This is a genomic window from Microvirga sp. RSM25, assembly GCF_044784385.1.
GTDB classification, from domain to species: domain Bacteria; phylum Pseudomonadota; class Alphaproteobacteria; order Rhizobiales; family Beijerinckiaceae; genus Microvirga; species Microvirga tunisiensis.
The window spans coordinates 4513558-4528794 of record NZ_CP173039.1 but is presented as its reverse complement, the minus strand read 5'-3'; the positions used below and the strand labels follow the sequence as shown (position 1 = coordinate 4528794).

Genomic DNA, 15237 nt, shown 5'->3' with positions numbered 1-15237 from the left:
TAGCAGAGTTTTTCCGCCACGAAACGGCTGGGCGGTTTTGCCGCTCCGCGGAAGCCCTTACAGCTCCAGCACCGCCGTCACGGGCGCGTGGTCGGAGGGCCGGTCCCAGCCGCGGGTCTCGCGGCTGACGTCGATGGAGCGCAGGGTGTCCTTCATGTCCTTCGACAGCCAGATGTGATCGAGCCGGCGGCCCTTGTCGGCGGCGGCCCAGTCCGGCGAGCGGTAGCTCCACCAGGAGTAGATCTTCTCCGGCTCGGGGCGGAGGGCCCGCATGGCGTCGACCCATTCCGCCTCCTGGCGCAGCTCCTCCAGCGCTTGCGTTTCGACCGGGGTGTGGCTCACCACGTCGAGAAGCTGCTTGTGGCTCCAGACATCGTGTTCGAGCGGCGCCACGTTGAGATCACCCACGAGAATGGCCGGCGCGGAGGTGGGCTTCGAACGGCTGCCCCATGAGCGCATCTCGGCCATGAAGTCGAGCTTGTGCTTGAATTTCTCGTTGAGTCCCTGATCGGGGATGTCCCCGCCGGCGGGGACATAGAAGTTATGGATCGTGACGCCTGCCGCCGCCTTGGCTTCGCGGCTCAAGGTGACGGTGATGTGGCGCGCATCCTGGCGGCCGCACATCTCCATCACGCCGGTCTCCGTGAAGGGATAGCGCGACAGGATGGCGACCCCGTTATAGCCCTTCTGGCCCATATGGACGACGAAAGGGTAACCGAACGCCTGCAGCTCCTTCAGGGGCAGCTTGTCGTTCGGGCATTTGGTTTCCTGCAGGCACAGGATGTCGGGACGCCGCTCCTTCAGGAAGCGGCCCACCTGGTCGATGCGCAGGCGAACGGAATTGATGTTCCAGGTCGAGACGGTCAGTTGCACGGGGTGTGGCCCTTCGGAAGATCTGTTCCGGCTACGACAGATTTTCGCCGGAGGGAAGGGCGGTCTTATCATCCCCGGCGAGAGAAGCCGGCGAGAGAAGCGGAAAGGTGTCTCGTCGCGATCTCCAGCCGGGAATGACGCCACATCTCTTGTGTCATGGCCGGCCTCGTGCCGGCCATCCCGATACAAAAAAGCGCTGCACCTCGGACAATCGGGATCACCGGCACAAGGCCGGTGATGACGAAGGAGGTGGGTGTCTGAGAAACCCCCAGGATCGAACTCTCAGGACGAAGGTCTCAGGAGCCTGCTCAGGTTCAAATCAAACCCATTTGAAACAGCCGCGAAGGCGATCCTACTTGTTCCCGCCCACGAGGGCTTCGTACTGGATCTTGAACAGGTCCTGGTCGATCCGGCGGCCGCGCTCGATCCTGCCCAGCACCACCACCGTCTGGAAGCCCTGGGCGTCGACGATGCGCCATTGGTTCAGGCTCTCCACCTGGCTGTCGAAATAGAGCGCGATGCGGGACGTGCCGCCGAGGGTCGAGGAGTCTTCCAGGTTGATCTCGCACCGAATCGCCATCATTGATGATGCCTGTGATCCTGATGTCCTGGCCGAGATTGACCCGCTCGCGCAGGAGGAATTTCAGCGGCGTCTGGGAGATCGAATAGAGATCCTGGGTGGCGAGCTTGCGGTCGCGCACGGCGACGGACCGGCCGTCGGCGATCACCTGGAGGGTGGCGGGCGGGTCGTATTCGAACCGTACCTTGCCGGGACGCTGGAGATAGAGGGTGCCGCCCTGCCTGCGCCCATCGCCGCCCACTTGCGTGAAATCGGCCACCAGAGTGCTCAGGTTCGTGAAATAGGCATTGGCTCGCTCCACCACCACGTCGTTCGGCAGCGGCTGGCGGAGGGCCACAGGCCCCATGGCGGCGGTGACGATGGGCTTGGGTGCAATGGCGATAGGATGCGGTTCGGGTGCTTCGTGACTCTCCGCCGTCACGGGGCGGCTCGGCGGAAGGGGCGCGGTCACGGCCAGAACCTGCTCCGCATTCGCCGGTCTGGGGATGACGGGCCGAGACGGTTGGGTCTCGGGTGTGGCGCGATGGAAGGAAGCTGTCGGCAGATGAGGGGGCGACGGGCTGAAGCCCTGAGTCGCAGCCGGCCGGGCGGGGGGCAGGATCATTTCGATCGGAAGCGTCTGTGCCATGGCCGGCAGGGCACCCGCGAAGAGCGCCGTCACCAGGCTGGCAAGAGGGACGGGACGCATCCGATTCGATCTCCTTCGGAACCATCCTGGGCCATGTGCGATGGCCAAGCAGCGGTCACTGATGACGCAGGGCAGCGGCCAAGGTTCCGGCGGAGCCTTAATCGTCTCCCGTCCCCGGAGTTTCAAGCAGAATCTCGCGTTTCCCGGCGTGGTTTGCGGGGCCGACGATGCCCTCGTGCTCCATGCGCTCCATGAGCGAGGCGGCGCGGTTGTAGCCGATCTGCAGCCGGCGCTGGATGTAGCTCGTCGACGCCTTCTTGTCGCGCAGCACCACCGCCACCGCCTGATCGTACAGGTCACCACTGGGGGAGCCGAACTCGCCCTGGTCGAACACGGCTGTGTCAGGTGCACCACCGCCCTCGTCCTCGTCGGCCGTCACCGCGTCCAGGTACTGCGGCCGGCCCTGGCGCTTGAGATGCGCCACCACCTTCTCGACCTCCTCGTCCGAGCAGAACGGCCCGTGTACGCGCGTGATCCGGCCGCCGCCGGCCATGTACAGCATGTCGCCCTGGCCTAAGAGCTGCTCGGCGCCCATCTCGCCCAGGATCGTGCGGCTGTCGATCTTCGAGGTGACCTGGAACGAGATCCGGGTCGGGAAGTTCGCCTTGATCGTGCCGGTGATCACATCCACCGACGGGCGCTGGGTGGCCAGGATCACGTGGATGCCGGCAGCCCGCGCCATCTGGGCCAGGCGCTGGATCGCGCCCTCGATCTCCTTGCCGGCCACCATCATCAGGTCGGCCATCTCGTCGACGATCACCACGATGTAGGGCAACGGATCGAGATCCATCACCTCGTCCTCGTAGATCGCCTCGCCGGTCTCGCGGGCAAAGCCGGTCTGCACCGTGCGGGTGATGGTCTCGCCTCTGGCCTTGGCCTCGACCACGCGGGCGTTGAAGCCGTCGATGTTGCGCACCCCGAGCTTCGACATCTTGCGGTAGCGGTCCTCCATCTCGCGCACCGCCCATTTGAGGGCGACGACCGCCTTCTTCGGGTCGGTGACCACGGGGGTGAGCAGATGGGGAATGCCGTCGTAGACCGAGAGCTCGAGCATCTTCGGGTCGACCATGATCAGGCGGCACTCGGCCGGCGAGAGCCGGTAGACCAGGGACAGGATCATGGTGTTGATCGCCACCGACTTGCCCGACCCGGTGGTGCCGGCGACCAAGAGGTGCGGCATGCGGGCGAGGTCGGCGATCACCGGCTCGCCGCCGATGGTCTTGCCGAGACAGAGCGCCAGCTTCTGCTTCGAGGTCTCGAAGTCCTGGGAGGCGAGGAGCTCGCGCAGGAACACGGTCTCGCGCTTGTGGTTGGGCAGCTCGATGCCGATGGCATTGCGGCCCTGCACCACCGCCACGCGGGCCGAGACCGCGCTCATCGAGCGCGCGATGTCGTCGGCCAACGAGATCACCCGCGACGACTTCGTCCCAGGCGCAGGCTCAAGCTCATACAGCGTCACAACCGGACCGGGATTGACCTTGGTGATGGCGCCCCGGACGCCGAAATCCTCGAGCGTCCCTTCGAGCAGGGCGGCGTTCTGCTCCAGCGCCTCGGCCGAGATCGTGGGGACGGACGGCCGCTTCGGCTCGGCCAGGAGGTTGAGCTGCGGCAGCTGGTAATTCTCTTCGTCCAGCAGCGAAGGCTGGGCCTCGCGGCCCATGCGCTTGCCGGGCTTCGGCGCAGCATGCGCCGGTCCGACGCGTGCCGGCAACGGCTCGGGCCGGGCGGCCGCACGGGGTGCGGACGGGGCAACGTCGTCCTCGTCCCAGCCGGCCTCGTCCTCGTCGTGCATCGGCACGGAAGCCGGCGCGGGCCGCGGGCGGAGAGGGGCGCCGTCGAGAACGGGCTCGCGTCGCAGGCCGGGCTGGCGGGCAGGGCGCTTCACCTGGGCGGGCGCATCCTCATAGTAATCTTCGTCGAGGGCGGCGCGGCGGCCTTCCTTCCAGCGCCGGGCTGTGGCGCGCAGGCTCATGACGCCGTGGGCGAGGGCGCCCAGCGAGACGATGCCCCAGCCGGGTTCGTCATGGCTGATCTCTTCCGCCTCGTCCCAATCCTGGATCCTGCGCCGCCTGACGGGCTGGTGTTCCTCGATCTCGTCCAGTTCCTCGTGGTGCCGCTCCTCCTCCGGGCCGAGACCGCAGGCGGCCGTGAGGCTGAAGATCGCAACGCCCGCGAACAGGAAGCCGAGGACTGCGCTGGCCGAGCCGCTGGAGAGACCCGTCACGGCCTTCGCCCCGGCAAGGATCGCATCGCCGACCACGCCGCCGAGGCCCGTCGGCAGCGGCCAGCTCTGCGTCGGGGGCAGGGCGCTGGCAAGCGCCGTGGCGGCGCCCGCGCCGATGACCCAGAGGGCAAAGCGCAGCTGCAGGCGGCCGAGATCGCCCGATTTCATGAGCCGCCAGCCCCAGAGCGCCAGCGGCAGCACGGCGGCGATCGCGCCGAGCCCCAGGAGCTGCATCAGCAGGTCGGCCACGATGGCGCCGGGCCAGCCGAGAAGGTTGCGGACGGGAAGGTCGGTGGCGTTGTTGAGGCTCGGATCGTCGACCGACCAGGTGGCGAGCGCCACCGCCACCGCGCCTGAAACGGCGATCAGGCACAGGCCCGTCAACTCCTGCGCCCGGCGGGCCAGGAAGGCTCGGAAGGTGCTGAAGAGGCCATCATAGGCGGAAGAAGAACGGCGGGCCGTACGCATCAAACCACTCTAAAAAACCAATAGGACGGGACAATGTTGCTAAGATGCTAGCGAAGCCGGGTTAAGGGTCCTTTAACCGTAACGGCCTTTTTGCGCTGTTGACGTTGCGCCTGCGAAAGACCAGTGTCCGGCCCATGACACGCAAAGGGCCCCGGACCGGTTGGACGCGCGCCGCCATCGTGGCGGTGATGGCCTATGCGTTCGTCCTGCAGGCCCTGCTTCTCTCCGTCGGCGGCGCGTTCCATGCCGCGGCGGCGGCCGACGCGCAGGGGATCATCTGTCTCCAGGACGGTTCCTCCGCGCCGGACCACGGGCCGAAGAAGGCCCACGAGAACCTCTGCTGCACCCTGAGCTGTCACGGCTCGGGCGCGGCGGGCCCTGCTCCGATCGCGGCCGTTCCGGATCGGATTGCGCCCACCGCAGGATCGGGCGATCGGATCGTCGATCCGCCGCATCTGCGCCTCACCTCCGACGTCCTGCCTCTGGGATCGCGCGCGCCACCGCGCCTCGGCTGATCATCACTCGCCGATTCCCCGATTCTGCAAGGACACTTTCCATGACTTCGTCACGCTTCGGCGGCGCGCTGACCGCTGCCGCCCTCATGATTTCCTCGCCCGTCTTCGCCCATGTCTCCTTCGAGAACGGGCAGGCGGCGCCGAATTCCACCTACAAGGCCGCGTTGCGCATCCCGCATGGCTGCGACGGCAAGCCGACCCTCAAGGTGCGGGTCCGCATCCCGGAGGGCATCGTTGCCGTCAAACCCATGCCGAAGGCCGGCTGGAAGCTGGAGATCACCAAGGGCTCCTATGTGAAGGCCTACCAGGTCAATGGCGAGGCGGTCTCCGAGGGCGTGACGGACATCGTCTGGACGGGCTCCCTCGACGATGCCCATTACGACGAGTTCGTGTTCCAGGCCCGCTTCACCGACGCCTATCAGCCGGGCGCGACGGTCTATTTCCCCGTGGTGCAGGAATGCGACGGCGCGACCGAGGAATGGACCCAGGTCCCGGCCGCGGGCGAGGACCCCCACAGCCTGAAATCGCCCGCCCCCGGCGTGCGGATCGCCGGCGCCGCCGCCACGACGTCGACCGTGAAAGTCGGAGCGCTCACCCTCGAGCAGCCCTGGTCGCGGGCGACACCGGGCGGCGCCAAGGTCGGGGGCGGTTACGTGAGCATCGCCAACACGGGCGCGACGCCCGACCGCCTGATCGGCGGCTCGTTTCCGCTTGCCTCCAAGGTCGAGCTGCATGAGATGCGTCTCGACGGAGACGTCATGCGCATGAAGCCGGTCGAGGGCGGGCTCGAGATCAAGCCGGGCGCCACGGTCGAATTGAAGCCGGGCGGGTTCCATCTCATGTTCATGGACCTGAAGGAACCGCTCAAGGAAGGCCAGACGGTCAAAGGAACGCTCGTCTTCGAAAAGGCGGGTTCCGTCGAGGTGGAGTACGCGGTGCGCGGGATGGGCGGCGGCGCGCCCGCAGAGCACAAGCACTAGAGTTCGTTCCATGGCCATGGAATCAGCTCTCATCTTCGGTTTGCCGCATTTTTTGGCGGCGAACCGGATCCACTTCACCGAAAGATGCTCCAGCGCGGGAGATCGACCATGAATTTCAGACGCCTCGTCGTGCCGCTCCTCGTCTTCACCGCCGGCCTCCTGGTGCTGGTGGTGACGGCAGGCCTGCTCCTGTTCCCGTCCGGGCAGCAGCAGAGCGCCGGCAAAGTGCCGGTCGGCGGCCCGTTCCGGCTCACGAGTCACGAGGGCAAGCCGTTCACGGAGGAGAACCTGAAGGGCAAGCCCTTCGTGGTCTTCTTCGGCTTCACCCACTGCCCGGAGGTCTGCCCGACCACCCTCTATGACCTTACGCAGGACATGGCGGCTCTGGGCCGGGATGCCGACAGGCTGCAGGCGGCCTTCATCACGGTCGACCCGGCGCGCGACACGCCGGAGCTGATGAAGACCTATCTCTCCTCCTTCGATCCGCGCATCGTCGGTCTGTCGGGAACGGAGGACGAGATTGCCGCCGCTGCGCGCGCCTACAAGATCTATTACCGCAAGGTCCCGACGGAGGGCCAGGACTACACCATGGACCATTCCGCCACCCTGTTCCTGATGGACAGCAAGGGCGAGTTCTACGGCACGTCCAACTTCCAGGAGCCGGAGGAGACCCGGCGCTCCAAGCTGCGGCAGCTCGTGAAGAACGGGTGAGGCCGGTCTTCACAAAATATCTTCGTCATCACCGGCCTTGTGCCGGTGACCCCGATCGGAAAAGCGCTGCGCTTTAGACAAATCGAGATGGCCGGGACGAGCCCGGCCATGACGGAAGAGTGTCGTCCCCGGCGGTCCATAGGACCGGGAAGGGGATCCATGATCAGGCGCAGCGCTATGGATTCCCTCCCCCTCCGCTTTGCGTCCTTCCGGGAATGACACTGGAAGAACAAGAAAAGCCCCGGCCTCTTTGTCCGGGGCTTTTCTGTGTGAGCCTCTGGAAGGCTTCGTTGCCGCAGCGCCCGAGGTGGGGTCTCGATGCTCCCTCGGGCGCTGCAGGGTTCAGCTTAGTAGTTGTAGGCGCGCTCGCCGTGGTCCGCGAGGTCGAGGCCTTCGCGCTCCTGGTCCTGCGTGACGCGCAGCCCGACGATCAGGTCGGTGATCTTGTAGAGCACCACGGAGCCGATACCGGTCCAGACCAGGGTGATCGCCACGGCGATGATCTGGGTCACCACCTGGCCGCCGATGCTGTACTCGCCGACGCCGTAGCCGCCGAGCGACGGAGCCGCCACGATGCCCGTGCCGATGGCGCCGATGATGCCGCCGACGCCGTGGATGCCGAAGACGTCGAGGGCATCGTCATAGCCGAGCGCGTTCTTCACGCCGGTCACGGCGAAGTAGCACACCGCGCCGGCCACGAGGCCGAGCACGATCGAGCCCATCGGGCCGGAGAGACCGGCGGCCGGCGTGATCGCCACGAGGCCCGCGACCGCGCCCGAGGCGATGCCCAGCAGCGAGGCCTTGCCCTTGCTCATGGCTTCCACGGTCATCCAGGCGAGGCCGGCTGCCGCCGGGGCCAGGATGGTGTTGATGAGCGCGAGAGCAGCACCGCCCGTGGCTTCGAGATTGGAGCCGGCGTTGAAGCCGAACCAGCCGACCCACAGAAGGCAGGCGCCGACGAAGGTGAGCGTCAGCGAATGCGGGGCGAGCAGGTCGCGGCCATAGCCGATGCGCTTGCCGATGAGCAGGGCGCCGACGAGGCCGGCCACGCCGGAGTTGATGTGAACCACCGTTCCGCCCGCGAAGTCGAGAGCGCCCATGGTGAAGAGATAGCCTTCCGAGAACCACACCATGTGGGCGATGGGCAGATAGACGAAGGTCAGCCACAGACCCGTGAATAGCATCACGGCTGAGAACTTGATGCGCTCGGCGAAGGCGCCGACGATCAGGGCCGGGGTGATGGCCGCAAAGGTGAGCTGGAAGGCGATGAAGGTGAATTCCGGGATTGCCACGCCCTTGGTGAAGGTGTCGGCGGTGGAATCGGTGGTCACGCCGGCGAGAAAGGCCTTGGAAAAGCCCCCGATGAAGGCGCCGATGCCCTCGCCGCCGGACGTGAAGGCAAGCGAGTAGCCGTAGAACACCCACAGGATGGCCACCAGGCTGAATACCGCGAAGACCTGCATGAGCACGGAGAGCATGTTCTTGGTGCGCACGAGGCCGCCATAGAACAGGGCCAGGCCCGGGATCGTCATGAGGATCACGAGGATCGTCGAGACGAGCATCCAGGTGGTGTCACCCTTGTTGACGGTGGGAGCGGCGGCGGCGGCGTCTTGCGCCAGAGCAGGGTTGAGGGCCGCGAGGCCTAATCCCAGCGCACCGAGCGCCGGCAGGAGGAGTGGACGGAACTTCATCGGATTCAAACTCCGGAATGATCGAATGAATGGAAAATCAAAGGGCGTCGATGTCGGTCTCGCCCGTGCGGATGCGAACCGCCCTTTCGAGCGAGGTGACGAAGATCTTGCCGTCGCCGATCTGGCCGGTGCGCGCGGCCGCCGTGATCGCATCGATCACCTGGTTCACCAGTTCGCTCGCCACCGCCACTTCGATCTTCAGCTTCGGCAGGAAGCTCACGGCATATTCGGCGCCGCGATAGATCTCGGTATGACCCTTCTGCCGTCCGTATCCCTTCACCTCAGTCACGGTGAGGCCGTGCACACCGAGAGCGGTGAGCGCGTCGCGCACCTCTTCCAGCTTGAACGGCTTGATGACCGCCATCACGATTTTCATGGGTTAGGCCCCCTTTTGAGACGTCCGCCCGATCACTCAGGCGGCGGTTTCCAACGTGAACCCGGCCTCATGGACGGGTGTCGGGGGCATTTACGCAAGAAGCATGCCAAGCTATGCCCGTTATAGGCAAAGGGCCTCTGCCTCTTTCATAGGCAGCCGAAGCTGGGCTATAAAACAGGCTTATTGATTAAATTTTAGGCAGAAAATATCAGGAGCGGCGCTCGCGGATGAGCCCTTCCTGAGCAACGGACGCCACCAGGGTCCCGTCCTGCTTAAAAATGAGCCCGCGCGAGAAGCCGCGGGCGCCGCCGGCGCTCGGTGTGTCCTGGGCATAAAGCAGCCATTCGTCGGCCCGGAATGGGCGGTGGAACCACATGGCGTGATCCAGGCTCGCGGGCTGGATCGACGGATCGAACACCGTCCGGCCGTGGGGGAAGAGGGAGGTGTCGAGGAGCGTCATGTCGGACGCATAGGCGAGGACGCATTGGTGGATCGCAGGATCGTCCGGCAGGCGGCCGAGGGTCTTGATCCAGACATGGAAACGCGGCTCGCCCGGATCGCGGGAGGTGTAGCGCTTGATTTCTACCGGGCGGATTTCGAGCGGGCGCTCGCGCTCGTAATAGGTGCGCATGGGCTCGGGCATCTGAAGCAGGAGCCGGCCTTTCACGTCCTCCTCGCTCGGGAGTTCGTCGGGACCCGGCACCTTCGGCATTTCGGCCTGATGCTCGAAGCCCTCCTCCTCGCGATGGAACGAGGCCGACATGGCGAAGATCGCCTGCCCGTGCTGGATTGCCAAGACCCGGCGCGTGCTGAAGCTCTTGCCGTCGCGGATGCGTTCCACCTCGTAGATGATCGGGATCTTGGGATCGCCCGGGAGCATGAAATAGCAATGGAGCGAGTGGGGCGGGCGTCCGTCGACCGTCCGGGTCGCGGCGACCAGCGCCTGGCCGATCACCTGCCCGCCGAACACGCGCTGCCAACCGCTCTTCGGGCTCTGCCCCCGGAACAGATTCACCTCGAGCTGTTCGAGGTCGAGAATGGAGAGAAGATCGGTGACGGCACGGGACATGGATTCAAGGTCCTTCGATCGGCAACAGCCATCCATCGGCGAGCGCTTCGAGAAGGTCAAGCTTGACGCTGGTCAATGGATCGCTGACACCCACCTATAACGTTGAAAGCATGGAGATGGAGCGATGAGCGCAGCAACGGCCCTGGAGCGACCGCGCATCGTCATCGCAGGCGGGGGGCTCGCCGGACTGTCCCTGTCGCTGGCGCTCAAAAAGGCGCTTGCCGATGGGATCGACGTGGTCATGTGCGATCCGGCCCTCAGGCGCGATCCCCATGGCGACAAGCGCTCCTATGCCATTGCCGCAGCGGCGCGCCGGATGCTGGAGGCGCTCGAAATCTGGGCTCAGGTCGCGGACAAGGCCCAGCCGATCCTCGACATGGTGATCACCGACAGCCGCCTGCAGGACCCGGTGCGGCCGACCTTCCTCACCTTCGGAGGCGACGTGGACGGGAACGAGCCGTTTGCGCACATGATCACGGCGGGCGATTTGACCGCCGCCCTGCTGGAGGCCTGCCGCGAGGCCGGGGTCGATCTGCGCTCCGAGGGCGTGGCGGGTTTCGCCGTTCATGGGGCGCGGACGGACATCTCTCTGGCGAATGGCGACAGCCTGCAGGGCTCCCTGTTGGTCGCTGCCGACGGCGCTCGCTCGCGCCTGCGCGAGCAGGCGGGGATCGGCTGGATCGCGTGGCCCTACCGGCAGTCCGGGATCGTCGCGACCATCGCCCATGAGCGCGATCACGAGGGCAAGGCCATCGAGCATTTCCTGCCCTCCGGTCCGTTCGCAATCCTGCCGCTCAAGCCCGAGTCCCAGGCCGACGGCAGCCTCAAGCACCACTCCTCCATCGTCTGGACCGAGCGCAGCGAGAACGTGCCCGCCCTGCTGGAATCGCATCCCGAGGACCTGCTCGTCGAACTCGAGCGCCGCTTCGGGCTGCAGCTCGGAAAACTCACCTTCGAAACCAAGCCGCAGGCTTTTCCGCTGTCCTTCGGCGTGGCGCGCTCCTTCGTGAGCGAGCGGCTGGCGCTTCTCGGCGATGCCGCCCACGTGATCCACCCCATCGCGGGCCAGGGCCTCAATCTCGGCCTGCACGATGCGGCGGCCTTGGCCGAGATCATCACCGATGCCATGCGCCTCGGCATGGATCCGGGTGCGGCCGACGTGCTCGATCAGTACGAACGGGCGCGCCGCACCGACATCACCACGATGGGCGTCATGACGGACGGCCTCAATCGCCTGTTCTCGAACGACGTCCTGCCCGTGCGCCTGATCCGCGACCTGGGACTGGGTCTCGTCGACCGGATGCCGGGCCTGAAGCGCTTCTTCATCCGCGAGGCGGCGGGGATCCGCGAGCGACAACCGAAGCTGTTGCGGGGCGAGGGGCTGTAAAAGCAACTTTCGAAACTCCGAAGTGCCCTCATCCTGAGGAGGCCACCAGGCCGTGTCGAAGGACGAGGGCGTCTCCAGTGCTCTCTGGACCCTCCTTCGAGACAGTCGCTCCGCAGGCTCCTCAGGATGAGGGCTGCGGCGTTGTACGGCCTTTTAGCTCACCTTGCCATGCTCGTGCCGGCACTGCTCGTGATCGGCCAGCACCTGGATGATCCGGCATTCGCCCACCTGCCCGTGCCGGCAATCGGCCAGCATGTGCCGCAGCTCCGAGCGGAGAAGCGTCAGCTGGGCGATGCGGCGCTCGACGCTCTCCAGATGCCGGATGACGATTCGATCGGCCGGCTCGCAGGGCTGCTCCGGTTTGGCACTCAGGCTCATGAGCTCGCGGATGGCTTCCACGTCGAAGCCGAGCTCCCGCGCATGGCGGATGAAGCTGAGGCGGGACACGTCCTCCGCTCCGTAGCGCCGCTGGCGGCCTTCCGTGCGCGGCGGGACCGGGAGGAGGCCGATCTGCTCGTAATAGCGGATGGTGGGGACTTTCACGTCGACCCGGCGTGACAGTTCCCCGATGGACAGACCCTTCATTTTTCCTCTTGAACCTCTAGTCGCTAGAGATTGTACGGTCCTGTCCGCCACATGAAAAGGAGAACCGGATGAGCGAGTCCCGCGGCCACCAGCACGGGGCGTGCTGCGCCTCCCATGAGCACCATGCTCACAAGGACCACCATGGTCACGAGCTTTCGACCCATCCCGCGAAGGGCCCCGAGCATGCGGAGGAAACCTGCGGCTGCCACGGCGGCGTGCCGATCTTCGACGGCGTCGATCCCCGCTACAAGCGCGTGCTCTGGACCGTGATCGCGATCAATGCCGCCCTGTTCGTCACCGAGATCGTGGCCGGCCATCTCGCGCGCTCGCAGGCCTTGCAGGCCGATGCGCTCGATTTTCTCGGCGATACCGTCACCTATGGCCTCAGCCTCGCGGTGATCGGCGCATCCCTGCGCACCCGCGCGACCGCCGCCCTGTTCAAGGGATTGAGCCTGTCGCTCATGGGCGCCTGGGTGCTGGGCTCCACGCTCTATCACGTGCTGATCCTCGGCCTGCCGCGGGCGGAGATCATGGGCGGAGTCGGGATCCTGGCGCTCGCAGCCAATGTATCGAGCGTGCTCCTGCTGATGCGCTACAAGGACGGGGACGCCAATGTCCGCTCGGTCTGGCTGTGCTCGCGCAACGATGCCATCGGGAATGTCGTGGTCATGGTGGCGGCCGTTGCGGTCTGGTGGAGCACGAGCGCCTGGCCCGACCTCATTGTGGCCGGCATCATGGCCGGCCTGTTCCTGTCCTCGGCGGTGCAGATCCTGCGACAGGCCTGGGCCGAGTATCGCAGCGCCGGGTCAGGCGCCGCTGTTCCTGCCGAGTGACCCATCGAAAAGGCCGGGCGGGTGTCCGGTCATTTTCCTCTCAGAGAGGGGCGAGCTGTCCATTTCCGTCGGATCGCGGGACGGATGTGGGCTGCTCGGACAGGCGCGGTGTCGAGCTGTTTCTTTCCGTTATGTAATAATATATAAAGGAGGCATCTTTAGCTGATCAGATATTCCGGATGTTTCATGCCCAGCACGATCTTTGATTCCTCCAATCCTCTTCCGGCCGCCGGCGACCTGACTGCTTTCGACTTGGTCGTGATCGACCTCGATGTCACGAGCAACGCGACGGCGATCAAGGCCACCAATACCGGTCACATCCTCGTTCGGAAGACCAGGGCGGTGATCAGCCAGATCGACGGCCTGCACCTCCTCGGCACGTCGAGCGTCGTCACCAACGAGGGCACCATCGAGTCCCAGACGGCCGCCGGGGCCGCGATCCGCTTCGCCGCAGGCGGGATCCATACAGTCAACAATGCCGGCACGCTCAAGGCCGCGGCTCTCGTGATCGAAGGCAATGTCGGAGCCGAGCGGATCATCAATACCGGGACCCTGCAAACCACCTCAAGTGCAGCCAATGCGGTTCTCCTGGACCTGAAGGACGGGAATGACTTCTACGACGGCATTCTCGGCCAGGCGACCGGCGGTGCGATCAAGCTCGGAACCGGCAACGACACCGCCTATGGCGGGAATGGAGCCGAGATCTTCTCCGGCGGAGAAGGCGAGGACGTCCTCGACGGCGGCGGCGGCGACGACACGGTGGACTATTCGGACTCGACCAGCGGCGTCAGTGTCGACCTCAGCAGGACCACGTTGCAGTTCATCGGCGGCGGGCAGGGCTTCGACACCCTCGTCGATATCGAGAACGTCACTGGGAGCGCGCATAGCGACACGATCATCGGCAGCACGGGCAACAACACGCTCCGTGGCGGAGGTGGCGATGACATTCTCGATGGCGGGCTGGGCAGCGACCGGCTCGAGGGCGGAGGCGGAACCAATACGGCCCGCTACAGCGGCTTCTCGGCAGCCACGGTTGATCTCTCGAAGACAGGCGCTCAGGACACCGGCGGCTTCGGCTCCGACACCCTCGTCGAGATCGCCAATCTCGAAGGCGGCTTCGGTAGCGATAAATTCACCGGCAATGACGCTGACAACCGGCTGGCGGGCAACGGGGGCAACGACACGCTCCAGGGCGGCAAGGGCAATGACGCGCTCGATGGCGGCGCCGGCCAGGATACCGCGGTATTTTCCGGCGCGAGGGCCGATTACACGATCACGCACAATCCCGATGGCACCGTCACCATTGCCGATGCTCAAGGAGCCCAAAGGGATGGCACCGACAGGTTGGAAGATGTCCGGCTGGTGAAATTCTCCGATCAGACCATCGCTCTTGCCAACAGCAATCCATCCAACGTCTTCCTGTCGAACACCTTCGTGTCGGAGGGCCTGACGGTTGGAGCCACCGTCGCGACTCTCTCCGGAAGCGACGCGGACGGCGATGCCCTGGCCTTTGGCCTCGCGTCGAATCCGGATGGCCTGTTCGGTTTGGACAGCACCGGCACGAAGATCATTCTGGTGAAGGCATTCGATTACGAGAAGGCCACTCAGCACACGATCTCCGTCACGGCGAAAGACCCCTATGGCGGCACCCTCACCAAAGCCTTCACCATCTATCTGTTCAACGTGGTCGAGACGACCCCCTTATCCGTTATGGCACGGCGAAGGTCGACCAGCTGTCGGGAGAATCGGGCAACGATCGGCTATTCGGCCTGGGAGGCAACGATAAGCTCTTCGGTGAGATCGGCGCCGATACGCTCAACGGAGGATTAGGAAACGACACCCTCGTCGGCGGGACGGAGAAGGATGTCTTCGTGTTCGACAAGAAGCTGAGCGTGAAATCCAACCTCGACTACGTCCAGGATTTCGTTCCGAAGGATGACACCATTCATTTGTCGAAAACGATCTTCTCCAAAATCTCCAGAGGCACCTTGTCGAGCAAGGCCTTCGTCGTCGGCGATCACTTCAAGGACAAGGACGATCGAATCCTGTACCTCAAGAGCGCCGGCGCGCTCTTCTACGACCCGGACGGATCAGGCCCTGCAAAGGCGATCCAGTTCGCCAACATCTCGCAGAAGCTCCCGATCACCCACAAGGACTTCTTCATCTTCTGATGCTCGTCGGGCTCAACAGAAAGGCCCGGCTCAGAGGAGAGCCGGGCCGTATGCTTCGGTGATCGGCGCAACAGTCGATCACTCCT

Annotated in this window: 14 protein-coding genes and 1 pseudogene; 7 read left to right on the top strand and 8 right to left on the bottom strand. The window is 65.3% G+C overall.

Annotated elements, in window-relative coordinates; translation table 11 throughout:
• Positions 1-57: 57 nt before the first annotated feature.
• The 4 genes and pseudogenes from xth to ACD578_RS21490 all read right to left on the bottom strand — a co-directional run bounded on the left by xth (position 58) and on the right by ACD578_RS21490 (position 4833).
• Complete coding sequence (gene xth / locus ACD578_RS21505; protein ID WP_404288340.1) at positions 58-873, bottom strand: exodeoxyribonuclease III; 816 nt, start codon at positions 871-873, stop codon at positions 58-60.
• A 352-nt stretch (positions 874-1225) separates the two neighbouring features.
• Positions 1226-1453 carry an outer-membrane lipoprotein carrier protein LolA gene (locus tag ACD578_RS21500; protein WP_404293982.1) on the bottom strand — a complete coding sequence of 76 codons (228 nt, stop codon included), beginning with the start codon at positions 1451-1453 and terminating at the stop codon, positions 1226-1228.
• Positions 1454-1505: 52 nt separating this feature from the next.
• Positions 1506-1799, bottom strand: a pseudogene (locus tag ACD578_RS21495) (outer-membrane lipoprotein carrier protein LolA); the annotation flags it as partial.
• A 439-nt stretch (positions 1800-2238) separates the two neighbouring features.
• The gene (locus tag ACD578_RS21490) at positions 2239-4833 is read right to left on the bottom strand and encodes a DNA translocase FtsK (protein WP_404288338.1); all 2595 of its coding nucleotides are present in this window, start codon (positions 4831-4833) and stop codon (positions 2239-2241) included.
• A gap of 134 nt (positions 4834-4967) precedes the next feature.
• Between ACD578_RS21490 and ACD578_RS21485 the strand changes: the two genes are divergently transcribed.
• The 3 genes from ACD578_RS21485 to ACD578_RS21475 all read left to right on the top strand — a co-directional run bounded on the left by ACD578_RS21485 (position 4968) and on the right by ACD578_RS21475 (position 7039).
• The gene (locus ACD578_RS21485) at positions 4968-5348 is read left to right on the top strand and encodes a hypothetical protein (protein ID WP_404288336.1); all 381 of its coding nucleotides are present in this window, start codon (positions 4968-4970) and stop codon (positions 5346-5348) included.
• A gap of 41 nt (positions 5349-5389) precedes the next feature.
• Complete coding sequence (locus ACD578_RS21480; protein ID WP_404288334.1) at positions 5390-6328, top strand: DUF1775 domain-containing protein; 939 nt, start codon at positions 5390-5392, stop codon at positions 6326-6328.
• Positions 6329-6436: 108 nt separating this feature from the next.
• Entirely contained in the window at positions 6437-7039 is a 603-nt protein-coding gene (locus tag ACD578_RS21475) for an SCO family protein (RefSeq protein ID WP_404288332.1), read from the top strand.
• 347 nt (positions 7040-7386) lie between these two features.
• On the opposite strand, the gene ACD578_RS21470 is transcribed toward ACD578_RS21475, so the two are convergent.
• From ACD578_RS21470 to tesB, 3 genes are all read right to left on the bottom strand, one after another.
• Positions 7387-8730, bottom strand: coding sequence for an ammonium transporter (locus ACD578_RS21470; protein ID WP_404288330.1), 1344 nt, complete (start codon positions 8728-8730; stop codon positions 7387-7389).
• Between the two features lie 37 nt (positions 8731-8767).
• Complete coding sequence (locus tag ACD578_RS21465; protein ID WP_009490630.1) at positions 8768-9106, bottom strand: P-II family nitrogen regulator; 339 nt, start codon at positions 9104-9106, stop codon at positions 8768-8770.
• A 208-nt stretch (positions 9107-9314) separates the two neighbouring features.
• Positions 9315-10175 carry an acyl-CoA thioesterase II gene (gene tesB / locus ACD578_RS21460; protein ID WP_404288328.1) on the bottom strand — a complete coding sequence of 287 codons (861 nt, stop codon included), beginning with the start codon at positions 10173-10175 and terminating at the stop codon, positions 9315-9317.
• Between the two features lie 124 nt (positions 10176-10299).
• On the opposite strand from tesB, the gene ACD578_RS21455 reads away from it, so the two are divergent.
• Positions 10300-11562, top strand: a complete 1263-nt coding sequence (locus ACD578_RS21455) for a ubiquinone biosynthesis hydroxylase (protein WP_404288326.1) — start codon at positions 10300-10302, stop codon at positions 11560-11562.
• Between the two features lie 153 nt (positions 11563-11715).
• On the opposite strand, the gene ACD578_RS21450 is transcribed toward ACD578_RS21455, so the two are convergent.
• Positions 11716-12147: a helix-turn-helix domain-containing protein gene (locus ACD578_RS21450; RefSeq protein ID WP_404288324.1), complete on the bottom strand. Its 432-nt coding sequence runs from the start codon at positions 12145-12147 to the stop codon at positions 11716-11718.
• A gap of 68 nt (positions 12148-12215) precedes the next feature.
• Between ACD578_RS21450 and ACD578_RS21445 the strand changes: the two genes are divergently transcribed.
• The 3 genes from ACD578_RS21445 to ACD578_RS21435 all read left to right on the top strand — a co-directional run bounded on the left by ACD578_RS21445 (position 12216) and on the right by ACD578_RS21435 (position 15151).
• Complete coding sequence (locus ACD578_RS21445; RefSeq protein WP_404288322.1) at positions 12216-12980, top strand: cation transporter; 765 nt, start codon at positions 12216-12218, stop codon at positions 12978-12980.
• 186 nt (positions 12981-13166) lie between these two features.
• Complete coding sequence (locus tag ACD578_RS21440) at positions 13167-14810, top strand: hypothetical protein (RefSeq protein WP_404288320.1); 1644 nt, start codon at positions 13167-13169, stop codon at positions 14808-14810.
• The gene (locus ACD578_RS21435; RefSeq protein ID WP_404293980.1) at positions 14714-15151 is read left to right on the top strand and encodes a M10 family metallopeptidase C-terminal domain-containing protein; all 438 of its coding nucleotides are present in this window, start codon (positions 14714-14716) and stop codon (positions 15149-15151) included. Before ACD578_RS21440 ends, ACD578_RS21435 begins: the two co-directional genes overlap by 97 nt.
• The last annotated feature ends 86 nt before the right edge of the window (positions 15152-15237 follow it).

Excerpts from the sequence above, each read along its gene's own strand:
- ACD578_RS21485 (WP_404288336.1), top strand. The coding sequence starts at position 4,968 with ATGACACGCAAAGGGCCCCGGACCGGTTGGACGCGCGCCGCCATCGTG.
- ACD578_RS21480 (WP_404288334.1), top strand. The coding sequence starts at position 5,390 with ATGACTTCGTCACGCTTCGGCGGCGCGCTGACCGCTGCCGCCCTCATG.
- ACD578_RS21445 (WP_404288322.1), top strand. The coding sequence starts at position 12,216 with ATGAGCGAGTCCCGCGGCCACCAGCACGGGGCGTGCTGCGCCTCCCAT.
- ACD578_RS21470 (WP_404288330.1), bottom strand. The coding sequence starts at position 8,730 with ATGAAGTTCCGTCCACTCCTCCTGCCGGCGCTCGGTGCGCTGGGATTA.
- ACD578_RS21450 (WP_404288324.1), bottom strand. The coding sequence starts at position 12,147 with ATGAAGGGTCTGTCCATCGGGGAACTGTCACGCCGGGTCGACGTGAAA.
- ACD578_RS21500 (WP_404293982.1), bottom strand. The coding sequence starts at position 1,453 with ATGGCGATTCGGTGCGAGATCAACCTGGAAGACTCCTCGACCCTCGGC.
- ACD578_RS21490 (WP_404288338.1), bottom strand. The coding sequence starts at position 4,833 with ATGCGTACGGCCCGCCGTTCTTCTTCCGCCTATGATGGCCTCTTCAGC.
- ACD578_RS21465 (WP_009490630.1), bottom strand. The coding sequence starts at position 9,106 with ATGAAAATCGTGATGGCGGTCATCAAGCCGTTCAAGCTGGAAGAGGTG.
- ACD578_RS21455 (WP_404288326.1), top strand. The coding sequence starts at position 10,300 with ATGAGCGCAGCAACGGCCCTGGAGCGACCGCGCATCGTCATCGCAGGC.
- ACD578_RS21475 (WP_404288332.1), top strand. The coding sequence starts at position 6,437 with ATGAATTTCAGACGCCTCGTCGTGCCGCTCCTCGTCTTCACCGCCGGC.
- ACD578_RS21440 (WP_404288320.1), top strand. The coding sequence starts at position 13,167 with ATGCCCAGCACGATCTTTGATTCCTCCAATCCTCTTCCGGCCGCCGGC.
- tesB (WP_404288328.1), bottom strand. The coding sequence starts at position 10,175 with ATGTCCCGTGCCGTCACCGATCTTCTCTCCATTCTCGACCTCGAACAG.